Here is a 17,248-nt window from a genome sequence, read left to right on the forward strand (position 1 = left end):
GCGGGCCCGGCCGCCGTCCGGGCCGGGCTCGGACCAGCCAGTCACCGTCGGCCGTCAGGTGCCGCCCGGCCGGCTCGTTCTCCTCCCGCCAGGCGCGGACGGCGCGGGGGCGGAAGCGGATGAACGCCCAGGCCGGGCGGCCCCTGGCGGGCCAGTTCAGCTTGCTGGCAAAGGCATCGCCCTCCGCCTCGGTGATGGCGTCGCTGGTGAGCGCCTCGGCGTCCGCCTCGATGACCACCACGTCCCTGGTGTGGCCGAGCGAGATGACAGCCCTGCCGGTCTCCCAGACGTTGACCGCGGCGGGTTGGTGGCCCGCGTGCCGACCAGCAGCGTCCCCTCGTGCCAGACGAACGACAGCGGCACCAGTCACGGCTCACCGTTCCGGTCGGCCGTGGGACATCCGGAGGTCCTCGTCCTCCGTCAGCCGTCGCAGCACGTCCCGCCCGCGCCGCGCCGTCCCGTGGGGGGCCTTCTCGATCGCCGATCGGTCACGATGGGCCGGAGGCGGCGGCCGGACATCGGGCGGACGGCCTGGACGGGACCGGTCCCCGGTGCCTAGTCGGTCTCCAGCCAGCCGTCGTACGCCTCGGCCAGCTCCGCGAGCGCCGCCGTGTCGCAGCCGTCCGGCAGGCCGTCCAGGACCACCAGCCACTGGGCGTCCTCGGCGTCGTCCTCCCCGGCCAGGGCCTCGCGGACCGGCCGGGGCTCGTCCGGCAGGCCGAGCCGCTCGGTCAGCTCGGCCGCCACGTCCTCGGCGGTGTCGCGGTCCGGCAGCACCAGGATGTGTCGCGCGTCGGTCACCCGGCCATTCTGAACGCTGTCACAGGCGCGTGGGATGCTGGGGCGCATGGCTGCCAGAACGACCAGCGCGGACGACCTTCTCGCCGCCGTCACCCTCGCCGTCGGCCAGGAGGACCTGCTGCTCGACCGCGTCGTGCGGGACGTGGTCGCCGCCGCGCGGGCCGCCGACGCCGACACCGACGTGCGCGACCTCGCCGCGGGCGAGCTGCAGCCCGGCACGCTCGCCGAGATCACCAGCCCGTCGCTGTTCTCCGAGCGCAAGGTGGTGATCGTCCGGCAGGCGCACGATCTGACGGCGGACACGGTCAAGGACATCAAGGCGTATCTGGCGGCGCCCATCGAGGAGATCAGCCTCGTCCTGCTGCACGCGGGCGGCGCCAAGGGCAAGGGCCTCCTCGACGCGGCCCGCAAGGCCGGTGCCCGGGAGGTCCCCTGTCCCAAGATGACCAAGCCGGCCGACCGGCTGGCGTTCGCCCGGACCGAGTTCCGCGCGGCCGGTCGCAGCGCCACGCCCGGTGCCTGCCAGGCGCTGGTCGACGCCATCGGCAGCGATCTGCGGGAGCTGGCCTCGGCCTGCGCCCAGCTCGCCGCCGACGTCGAGGGAGCCGTGGACGAGGCGGTCGTCGCGCGCTATTACACGGGCCGTGCCGAGGCGTCCAGCTTCACCGTCGCCGACCGTGCCGTCGAAGGCCGGACCGCCGACGCCCTGGAGGCGCTGCGCTGGGCGCTGGCCACCGGGGTCGCGCCCGTCCTCGTCACCAGCGCCCTCGCCCAGGGCGTGCGGGCCATCGGCAAGCTGGCCTCGGCCCCCGGCGGCATGCGCCAGGCCGATCTGGCGCGCGAGCTGGGCATGCCGCCGTGGAAGATCGACCGCGTCCGGCAGCAGATGCGCGGCTGGTCGGCGGACGGGGTGGCGGTCGCGGTGCGCGCGGTCGCCGACGCCGACGCGGCGGTCAAGGGCGGCGGCGACGATCCGGCGTACGCGCTGGAGAAGGCCGTGGTCGCCATCGCGCGGGCCGCCCGGTCGCGCTGAGTGGTCTTCAGCCCTCCCGGAGCGCGCGCAGCGTGGCGTCGGAGGCGGCCACCAGCGTCTCGGTGACGCGGTCCCGGCTGGCCACGTTCACGTATTCCTCGCCGGTGACCAGCGAGTTCCACGTCACCGAGGAGGTGAACCAGCCGTCGCGGACGGAGAGGGTGACCCAGCTCAGCGTGGAGTCGGTGATGTCGGAGCCGTAGACGATGTACGCCTCGTCGCCCAAGCCGTCGACCGGCTCGGTCTCATACGTGTAGGACGAGCAGGCGGGGTCGTCGTTGTACTGCGCGTAGGACTCGGCGTGGGCGGCGAACTCCCCGGCCGGGTCGCTGCCCTTGTGCCAGGAGGCGTCGTACGACACGTGGACCAGCTCGTATGCGTCGGCGCCGGCCCCGGCGGGGGACAGGCTGACCTCGCAGTGCCCGAGGTCGAGATCCTCGCTCGCGAACGAACGGGACGCCGGCTCCCCGTCCGGCGACGGGTCGTAGTCGTCCTCGAAGGCCGTCATGTCGGCCTCGGCGCATCAGTCCTCGGCGAAGGCATAGTCCAGCACGGGGTCGTCCGAGGCGCCGGTCACCCCGGTGGCGAACAGCGCTCCGCCCTGCGCGGCGGAGGCGAGCACCACTCCGCCGAGTCCGCACAGCCAGCCGGACGTCCCGCCCCGCGCGCCGCCGCCCCCCGGCCCACCGGGCGAGGGCGGCATCAGCGGCCCGTAGCCGCCGCCCGGCCCCGGCGGGCCGCCGCCGGCCCCGTGGCCCCCGTGGCCTCCGTAACCCGCGTTCGGCGCGGGCCCGTACGGTCGCGGCTGCTGCCCGCCGCCGGACGGCGGGTAGGGGGTGGGCGGCGGTCCCCCCGGTGTCGACATGGCGGCAACGTACCGCGTTCAGCGCGAAGGCCCCAGACCACCGGGGAAGGGCGGAGAGGGGCCTTGCGAAAGATATGCGCCCGACTGTGGGCACCGCGCCCGCGTGGCGAACGTTTGGGATCAACGCGGTGCCGGAGCACGCCGGCCGGAGCGGAGAGAGGGGCCGCGGGAACCGGACCGGTGATGAGCGAGGCTCTCCGGGCGGCGCGCCCGGAAGGGGCTCAGCTCTGGAGCGCGTTGACCTGCGCGGCCAGCGCGGACTTCTTGTTGGCGGCGTTGTTCGGGTGCAGGACGCCCTTGCTCACGGCCTTGTCGAGCTTGCGGGCGGCCTCCCGGCGCGCGGCCTCGGCCTGCTCGTAGTCACCGGCCGCGGCGGCCTCGCGGGCACGCCGGACGGCGGTCTTGACCTCGGACTTGACGGCCTGGTTCCGCAGACGCGCCTTCTCGTTCGTCTTGATCCGCTTGATCTGGGACTTGATGTTCGCCACGAATGAGCCTTCTCAGGTTTTTACGGAAGTGGGTGCGCCCTGGCAGGACCCCGACAGGACCCCGACAAGACCCCGACAAGACACAGTGGGCCAGCGTACCAGCGGCCCCCGCCCCGCTCCCAATCCGGAGGAGCCCCGCCCGCATGGGACGATGGGAGCGACCAAGCGACCCACAGCCATGACCCGACAGGACCCCGCGTGCCCGCGATCCCCTCGAACGCGCCGGAGCCGAGCCGCACCGACCCGGCTCTCCTCCGCAACTTCTGCATCATCGCGCACATCGACCACGGCAAGTCGACGCTCGCCGACCGGATGCTCCAGCTCACCGGCGTCGTCGAGCAGCGCCAGATGCGTGCCCAGTATCTCGACCGCATGGACATCGAGCGCGAGCGGGGCATCACCATCAAGTCCCAGGCCGTCCGCATGCCCTGGGCGGCCGGGGGCACGGCGCACGTGCTGAACATGATCGACACCCCGGGTCACGTCGACTTCACCTACGAGGTCTCCCGCTCGCTGGCCGCGTGCGAGGGGTGTGTGCTGCTGGTCGACGCCGCCCAGGGCATCGAGGCGCAGACCCTCGCCAACCTCTACCTGGCGATGGAGAACGACCTCACGATCATCCCCGTGCTCAACAAGATCGACCTGCCCGCCGCCCAGCCCGACAAGTTCGCCGGCGAGCTCGCCCACCTCATCGGCTGCGACCCGGGTGACGTGCTGCGCGTCTCCGCCAAGACCGGTGAGGGCGTCGCCGAGCTGCTGGACGAGGTGGTCCGCCTGGTCCCCGCCCCGGTCGGCGAGGCGGACGCGCCCGCCCGCGCGATGATCTTCGACTCGGTGTACGACGCCTACCGGGGCGTCGTGACCTATGTGAAGGTCGTCGACGGCCGGCTCGGCAAGCGCGAGCGCATCCAGATGATGTCCACCGGCGCCACCCACGAGCTGCTGGAGATCGGCGTCAGCTCACCGGAGATGACCCCGGCCGACGGCTTGGCCGTCGGCGAGGTGGGCTATCTGATCACCGGCGTGAAGGACGTGCGGCAGTCCAAGGTCGGTGACACGATCACCGCGCAGCGCCACGGGGCGACCGTGCCGCTCGGCGGCTACAAGGACCCCAAGCCCATGGTGTTCTCCGGGCTCTACCCGATCGACGGCTCCGAGTACCCGGCGCTGCGCGACGCCCTGGAGAAACTCCAGCTCAACGACGCCGCCCTGGTGTACGAGCCGGAGACGTCCGCCGCGCTCGGCTTCGGCTTCCGCGTCGGCTTCCTCGGCCTGCTGCATCTGGAGGTCGTCCGGGAGCGCCTGGAGCGCGAGTTCGGCCTCGACCTGATCGCCACCGCGCCCAACGTCGTCTACCAGGTGGTCATGGAGGACGGCTCCGAGCACACGGTCACCAACCCGAGTGAGTACCCCGACGGCAAGATCGCCGAGGTCCGCGAGCCCGTGGTGCGCGCCACCCTGATCGCGCCCAGCGAGTTCATCGGCGCGATCATGGAGCTGTGCCAGACCCGGCGCGGCGCCATGCGGGGCATGGACTACCTCTCCGAGGAGCGCGTCGAGCTGCGCTACACGCTGCCGCTGGCGGAGATCGTCTTCGACTTCTTCGACGCGCTGAAGTCCAAGACCCGGGGCTACGCCTCGCTGGACTACGAGCCCGTCGGCGAGCAGGCCGCCGCCCTGGTCAAGGTCGACATCCTGCTGCACGGCGACAAGGTGGACGCCTTCTCCGCGATCGTGCACAAGGACAAGGCGTACGCCTACGGCGTCAAGATGGCCGCCAAGCTGCGCGAGCTGATCCCCAGGCAGCAGTTCGAGGTGCCCATCCAGGCCGCGATCGGATCCCGGGTGATCGCCCGCGAGACCGTGCGCGCGATCCGCAAGGACGTCCTCTCCAAGTGCTACGGCGGCGACATCTCGCGGAAGCGGAAGCTGCTGGAGAAGCAGAAGGAGGGCAAGAAGCGGATGAAGATGGTCGGCCGCGTCGAGGTGCCCCAGGAGGCGTTCATCGCCGCTCTCTCCTCCGACTCCGACGGAAGTGACGCGAAGAACAAGAAATAGTCACCCCCTTACAAACGGGCGCCCGTGACCTTTACTCTGAACGCCACCCGAGGTTACTCGTGAGTTACCCCCGTTGCAGCGCGGCACCCGGAGGAAGTCGTGACCGAGAAGCAGTATTCGCTCAACAACCGGCCGCCGTCGGTGGCGCACCTCTTTCTGGAGCGGGTCGAGGCCACACCCGAGCGGACGGCGTTCCGCTATCCGGTGCCGTCGGCGGCGAGCGGCCCTGACGACTGGCGGGCCTACACCTGGGCCGAGGCGGCCGAGCGGGTCTTCGCCATCGCGGCCGGCCTGATGGATCTCGGGGTCCGCCCGGAGGCCCGGGTGGCGATCGCCGGCGCCACCAGCGTGGACTGGGTGCTCTCCGACCTGGGCGTCATGTGCGCGGGTGCGGCCACCACCACCGTCTACCCGCAGACCGACGAGGACGAGACCGCGTTCATCCTGGCCGACTCCGGCTCCCAGGTGCTGTTCGCCGAGGACGCGGCCCAGCTCGCCAAGGCCCGCGCGCGGCGCGCCGAGCTCCCCGACCTCCGGCACGTCGTGGTGATCGACCCCGCCGACGCGCTGGCCGCCGAGGGCGACCCGGAGGGCTGGGTGCTCTCCCTGGCCGACCTGGCCGAGCGCGGCGCGGCGTACCTGGAGAAGAACCCCGACTGCGTGCGGGAGACCGTGGCCGGGCTGCGCGCCGACCAGCTTGCCACGCTCATCTACACCTCGGGCACCACCGGGCGCCCCAAGGGCGTGCGGCTGAGCCAGGACACCTGGTCCTACATGGGGCTGGCCGTCCAGGCGATCGAGCTGGTGGTGGAGGACGACGACCAGTACCTGTGGCTGCCGCTGGCCCACGTCTTCGGCAAGATGCTGCTGTCCGCCCACATCGTGATCGGGCATGTGATGTCCGTGGACGGCCGGGTCGACAAGATCATCGAGAACCTTCCGGTGGTGCGGCCCACCACCATGTGCGCGGTGCCGCGCATCTTCGAGCGCGTCTACAACGGCGTCGCGGCGAAGGCCAAGGCGGCGGGTGGCGCCAAGTCCAAGATCTTCTCGTGGGCGGCCGAGGTCGCCCGCGAGTACGCCAGGGTCTCGCAGGAGAACTTCCGGCGCACCGGCAAGGAGTCGGTGCCCGCGCGGCTCGCGGCCAAGCACGCCGTCGCGGACCGGCTGGTCTACAAGAAGCTGCGGGACGCCTTCGGCGGCCGGCTCCGGGGCTGCGTGTCCGGTTCCGCGGCGCTCTCCCCCGACATCGCGTACTTCTTCTGCGGCGCGGGCATCCCGATCCTGGAGGGCTACGGTCTCACCGAGTCCGCCGCCGCCAGCTCCGTCAACCCGTGGCAGGGGTTCCGCACCGGCACGATAGGCAAGCCGCTGCCGGGCAACGAGGTGCGGATCGCGGAGGACGGCGAGATCCTGATGCGCGGCCCCGGCATCATGCAGGGCTACCACGGCCTGCCGGAGAAGACGGCCGAGGTGCTGGAGGCGGACGGCTGGTTCCACACCGGGGACATCGGTGAGCTGTCGGACGACGGGTACCTGCGGATCACCGACCGGAAGAAGGACCTCTTCAAGACGGACGGCGGCAAGTACGTGGCGCCGACCGAGATCGAGGGCCGCTTCAAGGCGGTGTGTCCGTACGTGTCGTCGCTGGTCGTCGTCGGGTCGGGCCGGAAGTACTGCGCGGCGCTGATCGCGCTGGACAGTCAGGCGATCATGGCCTGGGCGGCGGAGAACGGCATCGCCGGCGAGTACGCCGAGGTGGTCGCGAACGGCAAGACGCGGCAGCTCATCGAGGGGTACGTCGAGGAGCTGAACTCGGGGCTCCAGCGCTGGCAGACGGTGAAGCAGTTCCAGCTGCTGCCCCGTGAGCTCGACGTCGAGCACGGCGATCTGACCCCGAGTCTGAAGCTGAAGCGGCCGGTGGTGGAGCGGGAGTTCGGCCACTTGATCGAGGAGATGTACAAGCCGGTGGCGTGACGCCACCGGGCCCTTCTCCGCCCGCCCGTCCGTCCGCCCGTCCGCCCGCCCCTCCCGGGGTGGGCGGGCGGCGGCGCGTCCGGGGGCGGTCAGTCCACCAGGTCGCGGGTCAGCGCGTCGGCCAGCAGCCGGCCGCGCAGGGTCAGGACGGCGCGGCCCGCGGCGAAGGGCTCCGGGCGCAGCAGGCCCTCCGCCAGGGCGCGGCGCGCCGTGGCCAGGCCCGCCGGGCGGAGCAGGGACAGCTCGCAGCCCTCCGCCAGGCGCAGCTCCAGCAGGATCCGCTCGACGCGGACATCTTCGTCCGTGAGCCGCTCCCGGCCCACCCCGGGCGAGCGGCCCTCGGACAGGGCCTGGGCGTAGGCGCCGGGGTGCTTGGCGTTCCACCACCGCACCCCGCCGACATGGCTGTGCGCCCCCGGGCCCGCGCCCCACCAGTCGGCGCCCGTCCAGTACAGCTCGTTGTGGCGGCAGCGGGCGGCCCGGGAGGTGGCCCAGTTGGACACCTCGTACCACGTGAAGCCCGCCGCCGACAGGGCCTCCTCGGCGATCAGGTAACGGTCGGCGTGCACGTCGTCGTCCGGAGCCGTCACCTCGCCGCGCCGCACCCGGCCGGCCAGCCGGGTGCCCTCCTCCACGATCAGCGAGTACGCCGAGACGTGGTCGGGGCCGGCGCCGATCGCCGCGTCCAGTGAGGCCCGCCAGTCGTCGTCGCTCTCGCCGGGGGTGCCGTAGATCAGGTCCAGGTTGACGTGCTCGAAGCCCGCCGCCCGCGCCTCGCCGACGCACGCCTGTGGGCGCCCGGGCGTGTGGGTCCGCTCCAGCACGGCCAGCACGTGCCGGCGGGCGCTCTGCATGCCGAACGAGATCCGGTTGAAGCCCGCCGCGCGCAGCGCGGACAGCGAGGCGGGGTCCACCGAGTCGGGGTTCGCCTCCGTGGTCACCTCGGCGTCCGCCGCCAGACCGAACTCCTGACGCACCGCGTCGAGCATCCGCCCCAGGTCGGCCGGCGGCAGCAGTGTCGGGGTACCGCCGCCGACGAAGACCGTGCTGACCCGGCGCGGGTCGTTCCCCAGGACCTTGCGGGCCAGCCGGATCTCCTCGGCCAGGGTCTCCGCGTAGTTCTCCCGGGAGGCCAGGGCGCCGCCGGGGCCGCGCAGCTCGCCCGCCGTGTAGGTGTTGAAGTCGCAGTACCCGCAGCGGGTCGCGCAGTACGGCACGTGCAGGTAGAACGCGAGCGGCCGGTCGGCGGCCCCGGCCAGGGCGGACGCGGGCAGCGCGCCGTCCTCGGGGACGGGTTCGCCGTCGGGGAGCGTGGAGGGCATGCGCCCATTGTCCGGCACCGCCGTGCGCGATCACGAGCACGTCGTGCGGTCCCGCACCGAGCCGGGGGGCGAGCGCGTGCACTCGCGGTCGGCCGTCCGGATGGAGGACGAGTCGGGGGGAGCCGCTGGGCGTGCTCTGCAGCGTCACCGATGTCACGGAGCGCTACCGCTCCCGGTACCGGCTGACCCCGCTGGACCGGGCCGCCCGGCCGCCGGGGATGGTGGCCGACCACTCGTGGGCGACCGGGTCCAGCCATTCCTGGCGCCACGCCTGCCCGCCGACGGGGGCGCGCGCGGGGGGCGACCAGCGTGGTGGTCGGCCCTCTCGCCGATGCGGACCACCGCCTCGGGGATGTCTTCGCGCACCGACTGCTGCCCGGCGCGGCTCAGCGGGACGGTGCCGGCCCCGGACCCGGCGGGGCTCGCGGGCTCGCCGCCCCGGAGCACGGGCTCCAGCAGATCGACGGCGACGAAGTCCGCGAGGTCGGGCACGGCGATGTCGGCGAGGTCCCGCGCGGTCCTGACCACGTCCACGACACAGCGGGCCAGACGAAGTCGCCCGGTCTCGGTCAGCGGGGCATTACGGTGGGGCACGAGGGCCTCCTCGGGTCGATGTAGATGTCGCAATCCACACCGAACCGGGAGGCCCTCACCCGTTCAAGAACCCAGCACGCGTGTCACCAACGTCCCGGGACAACACACCTAGGCGCCCGGTCCGGCCGGGCCGCCGACCGTCACATGGTCGATGAGGTGCTCGACCGGACCCAGCAGCCCCGGGTCCAGGTCCCGGAAGTCGCGCACCGCGCCGAGGACGCGCCGCCAGGCCGCGCCCGTGTTCTCCGGCCAGCCCAGCGCCCGGCACACGCCCGTCTTCCAGTCCTGACCGCGCGGCACGTCGGGCCACCGCGCGATGCCGACGGCCGACGGCTTCACCGCCGCCCAGATGTCGATGAACGGATGGCCGACGACCAGCACGTGCGGATCGTTGATCTCCGCCGCGATCCGCGACTCCTTCGAGCCCGGTACCAGGTGGTCCACCAGCACGCCGAGCCTGGCCCGCGCCGAGGGACCGAAGTCGCGGACCACGGCCGGCAGGTCGTCGACGCCCTCCAGATACTCCACGACCACGCTTTCCACGCGGAGGTCGTCGCCCCACACCTTCTCGACCAACTCCGCGTCGTGGCGGCCCTCGACATAGATGCGCCCGGCGCGCGCGACCCGGGCGCGGGCGCCGGGGACCGCGAGCGAGCCGGACGCGGTCCGGGCCGGGGCGGCCATGCCCCGGGTGTCCGGCCGGGGGCCGACCAGGGTCACGACCTGGCCCTCCAGCAGGAAGCCGCGCGGCTCCATGGGGAAGACCCGGTGCGCGCCGAACCGGTCCTCCAGCGTCACGGTCGGGCCCTGCGCGGTCTTCTCGCACCGGATCACCGCGCCGCAGAAGCCGGTGCCGGCCTCCTCCACGACGAGGCCCGGGTCGGCGGGCACCTCGGGCGCGGGCTTCGGCCGCTTCCACGGCGGCGTCAGATCGGGACCGTAGTGTCTGCTGCGCATGTCCTCATTCGATCACGCCCGGTCGCTCAGGACGAGGCGTCGAAGCGCCGGGCGAGGGCCTCGCGCTGGGCCAGGACGAACGCCGCGTCCACCACCGCGCCGTGCCCCGGGACATACCGGGCGTCCGGCCCGCCGAGCGCGAGCAGGCGGTCGAGCGCCGCCGGCCAGCGCGCCGGGGCGGCGTCCGGGCCGGCCTGCGGCTCCCCGGACTCCTCGACCAGATCGCCGCAGAACACCACGGGCGGCGCGCCGTCGCCGCCGCGCACCAGCACGGCGAGGTCGTGCGGCGAGTGCGCGGCGCCCAGGTCCGTCAGCACCGCCCGCCGGCCCGCGCCCAGCTCGACGGCGAGTCGCCCGTCCACCTCGTGCCAGACCCGCGTGAGCGCGGGCGCGTCGGCCGCCGCCGCCCGTTCGTCGGCGCCGTGCCGGGCCGCGTCCGCCACCAGCGCCTCCCGGCCGCCGCCCGCCAGATGCGCGCCGAGGCCGGCCGCGCCGTACGCCTCGGCCGACGGGAAGGCCGCGAGGCCGAGGATGTGGTCGAAGTGCGGGTGCGTGATCGCCACCCGCGTGACCGGCGCCCCGAGCAGGGCGCGGAGCTGCCCGGCGAGGCCGGCGGCGGTGGCGCGGGCCGGCCCGGCGTCGACCATCAGCACCCCGTCCGCCCCGGCGATCGCGCCCACCGTCTCGTCCCAGCCCGGCAGCCGGACTCGAAGGACACCCGGCGCGACCTCTTCCCAACTGGTCTCCATCCTGCGACGTTAACGTCTCGGGATTGCCTTCACTCCGGGCTGCTCGTTCCCTCGCCGTGCTACCCGGCCGTACACTGGAGCAGGGTTGGCACTCGGAGTGGTGGAGTGCCAGGGCGGCAGTCGTAGTCGAACGGCCGGACGGGAGGTGTGCGGCATGCTCAGTGAGCGCAGGCTTGAGGTGTTGCGAGCCATCGTCCAGGACTACGTGGGTACCGAGGAGCCGGTGGGCTCCAAGGCCCTGACCGAGCGGCACAATCTCCAGGTCTCCCCTGCCACCGTGCGCAACGACATGGCGGCTCTGGAGGAGGAGGGGTATATCGCCCAGCCCCACACGAGCGCCGGCCGCGTGCCCACCGACAAGGGATACCGGCTGTTCGTCGACAAGCTCGCCGACGTCAAGCCGCTGACCGCCCCCGAGCGCCGCGCCATTCAGAACTTCCTGGACGGCGCCGTGGACCTGGACGACGTGGTGGGCCGCACGGTCCGGCTGCTCGCCCAGCTCACGCGGCAGGTCGCCGTCGTGCAGTATCCGTCGCTCAGCCGCTCGACCGTGCGCCACGTCGAGCTGCTCGCGCTGGCCCCGGCCCGGCTGATGCTGGTGCTGATCACGGACACCGGGCGGGTCGAGCAGCGCATGGTCGACTGCCCGGCGTCCTTCGGCGAGACCTCGCTGGCCGAGCTGAGGGCCCGGCTGAACAGCCGGATCGCGGGCCAGCGGTTCCCCGAGGTGCCGCGTCTGGTGGCCGATCTGCCGGACTCGTTCGACGCCGACGAGCGGGGGACGGTCTCGACGGTGCTGTCCACCTTGTTGGAGACTCTGGTGGAGGAGACCGAGGAGCGGCTGATGATCGGCGGCACCGCCAATCTGACGCGCTTCGCACAGGATTTCCCGTTGACGATCCGGCCGGTTCTGGAAGCTTTGGAGGAGCAGGTCGTGCTTCTGAGGCTGCTCGGGGAGGCGAAGGACTCGGGTATGACGGTCCGTATCGGGCATGAGAACGCTCACGAGGGCCTGACGTCCACATCGGTCGTCTCGGTCGGCTACGGTTCAGGAGACGAGGCGGTCGCGAAGCTCGGCGTGGTCGGACCGACCCGCATGGACTACCCCGGAACGATGGGAGCGGTGCGCGCAGTGGCACGTTACGTCGGACAGATCCTCGCGGAGAACTAAGTGGCGGGCGACTACTACGCGATTCTCGGTGTACAGCGGGACGCCTCCCAGGAAGAGATCAAAAAGGCGTTCCGCAGGCTGGCGCGTGAGCTGCATCCGGATGTGAACCCGGATCCGAAGACCCAGGAGCGGTTCAAGGAGATCAACACCGCGTACGAGGTGCTCTCCGACCCGCAGAAGAAGCAGATGTACGACCTGGGCGGGGACCCGCTGGGCGGCGGCGCGTCCGCCGGTGCCGGGCCCGGCTTCGGTGCCGGCTTCGGGAACTTCTCGGACATCATGGACGCCTTCTTCGGCACCGCCTCGCAGCGCGGCCCGAAGTCGCGCACGCGGCGCGGCCAGGACGCCATGATCCGGCTGGAGATCGACCTCAACGAGGCGGCGTTCGGCACCACCAAGGAGATCCAGGTCGACACGGCCACCGTGTGCGCCACCTGCAATGGCGAGGGCGCGGCGCCCGGCACCTCGGCGCAGACCTGCGACATGTGCCGGGGACGCGGCGAGATCTCCCAGGTCACACGCTCCTTCCTGGGCCAGGTCATGACATCGCGGCCCTGCCCGCAGTGTCAGGGCTTCGGCACGGTCGTGCCCACGCCGTGCCCCGAGTGCGCGGGCGACGGCCGGGTGCGGTCGCGGCGCACGCTGACGGTGAAGATCCCGGCGGGCGTGGACAACGGGACCCGTATCCAGCTCGCGGGCGAGGGCGAGGTCGGCCCGGGCGGCGGTCCCGCCGGCGACCTCTACGTGGAGATCCGCGAGAAGCCGCACGCCGTCTTCCAGCGCCGTGGCGACGACCTGCACTGCACGGTCACCATCCCCATGACGGCCGCCTCGCTGGGCACCAAGGTGCCGCTGGAGACGCTGGACGGCATGGAGGAGATCGACATCCGGCCCGGCACGCAATCCGGCCAGTCGATCCCGCTGCACGGCCGGGGCGTCACGCACCTGCGCAGCACCGGGCGCGGCGATCTCGTGGTGCATGTGGAGGTGCAGACACCCTCCAAGCTGGACCCGGAGCAGGAGGAGCTGCTGCGCCGGCTGGCCAAGCTGCGCGGCGAGGAGCGGCCGATGGGCCAGTTCCAGCCGGGGCAGCAGGGGCTGTTCTCGCGTCTGAAGGATGCTTTCAACGGCCGGTAGGCGAGCGCTGGATGAGCACGGTATGGGCGGTATGAGCGGCGTATGAGTACGGCACCGGTCTTCCTGGCCGAGCCGGGATCGCTGGCGGCGGCCGGGGTGGGCGGGACGATCGCGCTCGACGGCCCCGAGGGTCGGCACGCGGTCTCGGTCCGGCGGCTGCGGGTGGGCGAGGCGGTCGTTCTCACCGACGGCGAGGGCGGCGGCGCGTTCGGCGCGGTGGCGGCGGTCGAGGGCCGGGACCGGCTCGTGGTGACGGTGACCGAGGTGCGGCACGAGCCGCCGCCACGGCCGGTGCTCACGGTCGTGCAGGCGTTGCCCAAGGGCGACCGGGGCGAGCTGGCCGTGGAGACCATGACCGAGACCGGTGTGGACGCCGTCGTGCCGTGGGCCGCGTCCCGCTGCGTCACGCGGTGGAAGGGCGAGCGCGGCGAGAAGGCTTTGGCGAAGTGGCGCGCGACGGCCCGCGAGGCGGCCAAACAGTCCCGGCGCCTGCGCGTCCCCGACGTCACGGCCCCGATGACGACGCGGCAGGTGGCCCGGACGCTGTCGGCGGCGGCCTTCGCCGCGGTGTTGCATGAGTCGGGCACGGAGCCGCTGTCCACCGCGCCGCTGCCGGCGGACGGCGAGATCGTCCTGGTGGTCGGCCCGGAGGGCGGCGTCTCACCGGAGGAGCTGGCGGCCTTCGCGGCGGCGGGCGCGAAAGCGTACCGCCTGGGCCCGACAGTCCTGCGCACCTCGACGGCGGGCACCGCCGCGACCGCGATGCTGCTGGCCCGGACGGGACGCTGGAGCTAGGGCGCGGTGCCCTGCTCGGGCGACGGCGACGGCGACGGCGACGGGGCGCGGGCGGCGGCGGGGCGCGGGCGGCGGCGGGGCGCGGGCCGTACCGCCTGACGGCCTCGCGGGGCGCGGGCGGCTTCGCCGTGCGGAGGGCGAGGTCGCCCTTGGCGTGTGCGGGGTTGGGCTGCCGCGGTGGGCGGGTCGTGAGGTTGGGGCGGTGGCTCGTGCGGAGAGCCCGGTGATGCTGTCCGGCGGTGAGCTTCTCGGTCGTCGCCACCAACCGCGCACCGCCGTGTGATGGCCTCGCGTGGTTCGTCGGGGCGAGGTGGCCGTTGGTGTGGGGCGTGCTGGGTCGTCTGACGGGCGCTCGGGGGTGAAGGTCAGAGGCGGGCGCTCTCCTCGTAGCGGCGGAGTCTGCGGCGGGCCCAGGCGAGGAGCTCTGTCGTGAGGGGGGTGTCGTGGCGGTTCAGGCGGGCGCGGATCAGGCGTTCCGCCTCGTCCGCGGCTTCGCCGCCGGCGGTGATGTCCTGGCCCCGGACCAGGAGTTCGGCCACCGCGCGTTTGGTGGCGTCCAGCCGGTACACGTGCTCGTGCCGCAGCAGCTCCTGGGCCAGCGCGCAGCGGTCGTCCGTGATCTCGCCGGGGCGGCTCAGCCAGGACGTCAGCCACAGGTGCAGGCGGGCGGCGACGACCAGCTCGGGTGGGCAGGTGCGGGCGATCTCCAGCGCGCCCTTGAGGTCGGGGCCCGCCGTGCCCCAGACCAGCTCGTACATCAGGAGGAGCGTGTCCGGGTCGGTCGGTCCGCCGTTCGGCAGGCGGGCGGCCAGCACCCGGTAGAGGCCGGTGCCGTGGAGCTGGTGGGGGCGTCCGCGCAGCCGTTCCGCCGCGAGGCGCAGCCGTTCCGGCGTGCTGGGCGGCGGGCTCTGCGGCACCGGGCCGGCGCGTCCGGGCAGCTCGCGCAGCCAGACGCGGGCCGCCTTCGCCACCCATGGGTCCGGCTCGGGCCGGCTGCCGTCGCCGCCGAGGCCGTCGTGTACCCGGTAGCGCGTCAGGAGGTCGAGGTCCTTGCGGTCGAAGTCGGTGTCCGGGCCGATGCCCACGATCTGCTGGGGCGCCTCGTACGGGCGCCGGGCGCGGGTGGTGAACGTCAGGGAGCGGGCGTGCGACTCGTCCACGAACCGGTGCAGGAAGCGGCAGGCGAGCGCGATCCACAGTGCGACGGCCGCCTGGTCCTCCTCGGCGACGACGATCCGCGGCCCGGGGGCCGACCCGGTGAACAGGCGGCGGACGTCGCTGAGGAAGGCGATCATGCGGGCCTGCCGGGCCCGCGCGAAGTCGGCCAGCCGGCCGTCGGTGATCTCCATGGCCGGGCGCGGCACGGTGTCCTCACCCAGCCGCCGGCCGGGAGCCGTTCCCAGCCGGGCCGGGCGCCAGGTGGGGGAGCGCCACAGGTCGATGGGCCACATCGCGGGCAGGTCACCGGCGGCGCCGTTCGGCAGGAACAGCACGTCGGCCTCGCCGCCCTTGGGCGGGGTGTGGCACAGCACCGCGCCGTCGTCGCCCGGCAGCCGGGCGTAGCTCAGGGAGTCGCCGGGAGCCGGGGCCGAGGCGGCCACCAGGGGCGCCAGCGCGATCGGCAGGCCGTCCGGGGCGGGTGGCCCCAACGGGATATGGCGCGCGGAGACTTCACCGTTACCGGGATCGACGGCGATGGTGAAGCGGAGCCTTCGGATGACGTGGCTCCCGTGCATCAGCTCAGTACCCTCCTGGGCCGCGGTGTCGACTGTGACGCCGCGCTGGGGTCCAGTTTCGCGAAAGCATCGCGGAATCCGCAGGTCCTTGGCGGAATCTTTTCCGAGTGGTAATCCTCAGGGCCCCGGAAGCGGCTCGTCGAGCGGCAGGATCCAGTCCGCGTGACCCCACCACGGCACGGGGATCCGGGACAGGTCCACGTCCGGGTCGATCAGCAGGGCGGGGTCGCGGCCATTGAGGGCCACCCACGCGCGCACCCTGACCTCGGCGCCGTCGAACTCCTCGGAGAGGAAGTGGGCGAAGAGCACGAGGCGCTCGGGGTGGCCCGCCAGCCGGGCCTCCTGTTCGGGGGTCAGATAGTCGGCGTTGTCGATCCGCCACACCCGGCGGCCGTCGGTGAGGATGAAGGCGGCGGTGCCCTCCTTGGCGCGCAGCATCATGTGCCAGGCGTAACGGTGGCCCTCCTCCGTCCAGTTGGCCGGGCCGGGGATGAGGAGGTGGCGCAGCGGCAGCAGCATCTGGACCGTCGCCCAGGCGGCGAGGCACAGGGCCAGGGCGGGGCGCACGGCCGCTCGCCGGGCGGCGACGGGGGCGGCGACGGGGACAGGGACGGGGGCGGTGACGGGGACAGGGACGGGGACAGGGACGGGAACGAGCGCGGGCGCGGGCGCGGGCGTGGGTTCGCGGACGCGGTGGAGCAGCCGCCGGGGCCAGTCGGGTGGGAAGAAGACGGTGGTCGCCGGGATCATCAGCCACGGGAAGATGAACAGGCCCCACAGCCGGGCGTTGGCCAGGTGGAAGCAGACGGCCGCGGCGAACGCCCAGGCGCGCGTGCGGCGGTGCGACAGGAGACCGGCGACCGTCAGATCGAAGACGAGCGAGCCGTAGGCCATCGCGAGAACGACCGGCTCCTCGGTGAAGAAGCGACCGACAAGGGGGAAGTCGGCGCGTTCGGCGAGCCAGCCCCGCAGCGGCTCGCCGCGCAGCCAGTCGCCGTTGAGCTTGGCGAGGCCGCCGAAGACGTACGGCACGCCGATCTGGAAGCGCAGCAGCCACACCACCCAGGCGGGCACGGTCGGCGACGCGACGGCCGGGCGCAATCGCGCGTCCAGCGACCAACTGCTGTGCAGAGGAAGGAAGATCATCAGGAATGACAGCAGCGACAGCAGGTACTCGTGGTTCTGGTAGAACGAGGAGTCCAGCAGGAACACATAGGTGGTCAGCGTGAAGAACGCCGCGCACGCCGCGCGGTACCACAGCCCGGCCGCGATCAGCAGGCCGGCGACGACCATCCCCGCGTAGACCAGACGTAACCACGGTCCGGGCGGCGGCTGGACGAACGTCAGTGGGGGATAGCCGAAGTGAAAGGCGGCGTCGGCGTAGTAGGCGTCCGCCAGATCCGGCAGGTACATCAGCGCGTTCACGGTGACGGCGATCCCGAACGCGCAGCGGAAGACGGCCGGACCGGCCCCGCTCACCCCGCGCGCCCCCGCGACGCGCACCCGCTCCCCCCACACCCGCCGCATCCTAGAGCGTGCCGTCCGGGAGGGGCGCGCAGCGGGTA

The 17,248-nt window shown here is 73.0% G+C and carries 16 protein-coding genes; 6 read left to right on the plus strand and 10 right to left on the minus strand.

All coding sequences use genetic code 11. The features are described 5' to 3' along the window. Positions 1 to 555 precede the first annotated feature (555 nt). A complete protein-coding gene (locus OIE51_RS19895; RefSeq protein WP_326599093.1) occupies positions 556 to 801 on the minus strand; it encodes a hypothetical protein in 246 nt (81 codons plus the stop codon). A 46-nt stretch (positions 802 to 847) separates the two neighbouring features. Between OIE51_RS19895 and holA the strand changes: the two genes are divergently transcribed. Then, on the plus strand, positions 848 to 1,834 hold the full coding sequence (gene holA, locus OIE51_RS19900) for a DNA polymerase III subunit delta (RefSeq protein ID WP_326599094.1): 987 nt from the start codon (positions 848 to 850) through the stop codon (positions 1,832 to 1,834). Positions 1,835 to 1,841: 7 nt separating this feature from the next. Here holA and OIE51_RS19905 read toward each other — a convergent pair whose 3' ends face one another. The 3 genes from OIE51_RS19905 to rpsT all read right to left on the minus strand — a co-directional run bounded on the left by OIE51_RS19905 (position 1,842) and on the right by rpsT (position 3,187). Beyond that, entirely contained in the window at positions 1,842 to 2,342 is a 501-nt protein-coding gene (locus tag OIE51_RS19905) for a hypothetical protein (RefSeq protein WP_326599095.1), read from the minus strand. Between the two features lie 15 nt (positions 2,343 to 2,357). Continuing rightward, positions 2,358 to 2,699, minus strand: a complete 342-nt coding sequence (locus tag OIE51_RS19910; protein ID WP_326599096.1) for a hypothetical protein — start codon at positions 2,697 to 2,699, stop codon at positions 2,358 to 2,360. A gap of 221 nt (positions 2,700 to 2,920) precedes the next feature. Next, positions 2,921 to 3,187, minus strand: coding sequence for a 30S ribosomal protein S20 (gene rpsT / locus OIE51_RS19915; RefSeq protein WP_326599097.1), 267 nt, complete (start codon positions 3,185 to 3,187; stop codon positions 2,921 to 2,923). A 198-nt stretch (positions 3,188 to 3,385) separates the two neighbouring features. Here rpsT and lepA point away from each other — a divergent pair, with 198 nt between their 5' ends. Both lepA and OIE51_RS19925 read left to right on the plus strand, forming a co-directional pair. Next, positions 3,386 to 5,245, plus strand: coding sequence for a translation elongation factor 4 (lepA, locus tag OIE51_RS19920; RefSeq protein WP_326599098.1), 1,860 nt, complete (start codon positions 3,386 to 3,388; stop codon positions 5,243 to 5,245). Positions 5,246 to 5,344: 99 nt separating this feature from the next. Then, positions 5,345 to 7,222: an AMP-dependent synthetase/ligase gene (locus OIE51_RS19925; RefSeq protein WP_326599099.1), complete on the plus strand. Its 1,878-nt coding sequence runs from the start codon at positions 5,345 to 5,347 to the stop codon at positions 7,220 to 7,222. Positions 7,223 to 7,311: 89 nt separating this feature from the next. Here OIE51_RS19925 and hemW read toward each other — a convergent pair whose 3' ends face one another. The 4 genes from hemW to OIE51_RS19945 form a co-directional block, all read right to left on the minus strand. Then, on the minus strand, positions 7,312 to 8,544 hold the full coding sequence (gene hemW, locus OIE51_RS19930) for a radical SAM family heme chaperone HemW (RefSeq protein WP_326599100.1): 1,233 nt from the start codon (positions 8,542 to 8,544) through the stop codon (positions 7,312 to 7,314). A gap of 153 nt (positions 8,545 to 8,697) precedes the next feature. Beyond that, positions 8,698 to 9,138 (minus strand): hypothetical protein, encoded by a 441-nt coding sequence (locus OIE51_RS19935; protein WP_326600825.1) that lies wholly within the window; start codon positions 9,136 to 9,138, stop codon positions 8,698 to 8,700. 108 nt (positions 9,139 to 9,246) lie between these two features. Then, entirely contained in the window at positions 9,247 to 10,095 is an 849-nt protein-coding gene (locus OIE51_RS19940) for a DUF3097 domain-containing protein (RefSeq protein ID WP_326599101.1), read from the minus strand. A 26-nt stretch (positions 10,096 to 10,121) separates the two neighbouring features. After that, positions 10,122 to 10,844 (minus strand): MBL fold metallo-hydrolase, encoded by a 723-nt coding sequence (locus tag OIE51_RS19945; protein WP_326599102.1) that lies wholly within the window; start codon positions 10,842 to 10,844, stop codon positions 10,122 to 10,124. 154 nt (positions 10,845 to 10,998) lie between these two features. On the opposite strand from OIE51_RS19945, the gene hrcA reads away from it, so the two are divergent. Genes hrcA through OIE51_RS19960 form a run of 3 tightly spaced genes read left to right on the plus strand, consistent with a single transcriptional unit; the run spans position 10,999 to position 13,947 of the window. Next, on the plus strand, positions 10,999 to 12,015 hold the full coding sequence (gene hrcA / locus OIE51_RS19950) for a heat-inducible transcriptional repressor HrcA (RefSeq protein ID WP_326599103.1): 1,017 nt from the start codon (positions 10,999 to 11,001) through the stop codon (positions 12,013 to 12,015). Continuing rightward, positions 12,016 to 13,152 (plus strand): molecular chaperone DnaJ, encoded by a 1,137-nt coding sequence (gene dnaJ / locus OIE51_RS19955; RefSeq protein ID WP_326599104.1) that lies wholly within the window; start codon positions 12,016 to 12,018, stop codon positions 13,150 to 13,152. It begins immediately after the preceding gene. Between the two features lie 42 nt (positions 13,153 to 13,194). Further along, entirely contained in the window at positions 13,195 to 13,947 is a 753-nt protein-coding gene (locus tag OIE51_RS19960; RefSeq protein WP_326599105.1) for a 16S rRNA (uracil(1498)-N(3))-methyltransferase, read from the plus strand. A gap of 365 nt (positions 13,948 to 14,312) precedes the next feature. Here OIE51_RS19960 and OIE51_RS19965 read toward each other — a convergent pair whose 3' ends face one another. Together OIE51_RS19965 and OIE51_RS19970 are read right to left on the minus strand one after the other, a co-directional pair. Further along, entirely contained in the window at positions 14,313 to 15,683 is a 1,371-nt protein-coding gene (locus OIE51_RS19965; RefSeq protein WP_326599106.1) for a GTPase-associated protein 1-related protein, read from the minus strand. A 117-nt stretch (positions 15,684 to 15,800) separates the two neighbouring features. Then, positions 15,801 to 17,201 (minus strand): HTTM domain-containing protein, encoded by a 1,401-nt coding sequence (locus OIE51_RS19970; RefSeq protein WP_326599107.1) that lies wholly within the window; start codon positions 17,199 to 17,201, stop codon positions 15,801 to 15,803. Positions 17,202 to 17,248: the final 47 nt, after the last annotated feature.

Origin of the sequence: Streptomyces sp. NBC_01803 (assembly GCF_035917415.1) — a bacterium.
Classification (GTDB): domain Bacteria; phylum Actinomycetota; class Actinomycetes; order Streptomycetales; family Streptomycetaceae; genus Streptomyces.

Coding starts and splice junctions, on each gene's coding strand:
- OIE51_RS19960 (WP_326599105.1), top strand. CDS start 13,195: ATGAGTACGGCACCGGTCTTCCTGGCCGAGCCGGGATCGCTGGCGGCG.
- OIE51_RS19905 (WP_326599095.1), bottom strand. CDS start 2,342: ATGACGGCCTTCGAGGACGACTACGACCCGTCGCCGGACGGGGAGCCG.
- holA (WP_326599094.1), top strand. CDS start 848: ATGGCTGCCAGAACGACCAGCGCGGACGACCTTCTCGCCGCCGTCACC.
- hrcA (WP_326599103.1), top strand. CDS start 10,999: ATGCTCAGTGAGCGCAGGCTTGAGGTGTTGCGAGCCATCGTCCAGGAC.
- OIE51_RS19940 (WP_326599101.1), bottom strand. CDS start 10,095: ATGCGCAGCAGACACTACGGTCCCGATCTGACGCCGCCGTGGAAGCGG.
- OIE51_RS19945 (WP_326599102.1), bottom strand. CDS start 10,844: ATGGAGACCAGTTGGGAAGAGGTCGCGCCGGGTGTCCTTCGAGTCCGG.
- hemW (WP_326599100.1), bottom strand. CDS start 8,544: ATGCCCTCCACGCTCCCCGACGGCGAACCCGTCCCCGAGGACGGCGCG.
- OIE51_RS19910 (WP_326599096.1), bottom strand. CDS start 2,699: ATGTCGACACCGGGGGGACCGCCGCCCACCCCCTACCCGCCGTCCGGC.
- OIE51_RS19965 (WP_326599106.1), bottom strand. CDS start 15,683: ATGCACGGGAGCCACGTCATCCGAAGGCTCCGCTTCACCATCGCCGTC.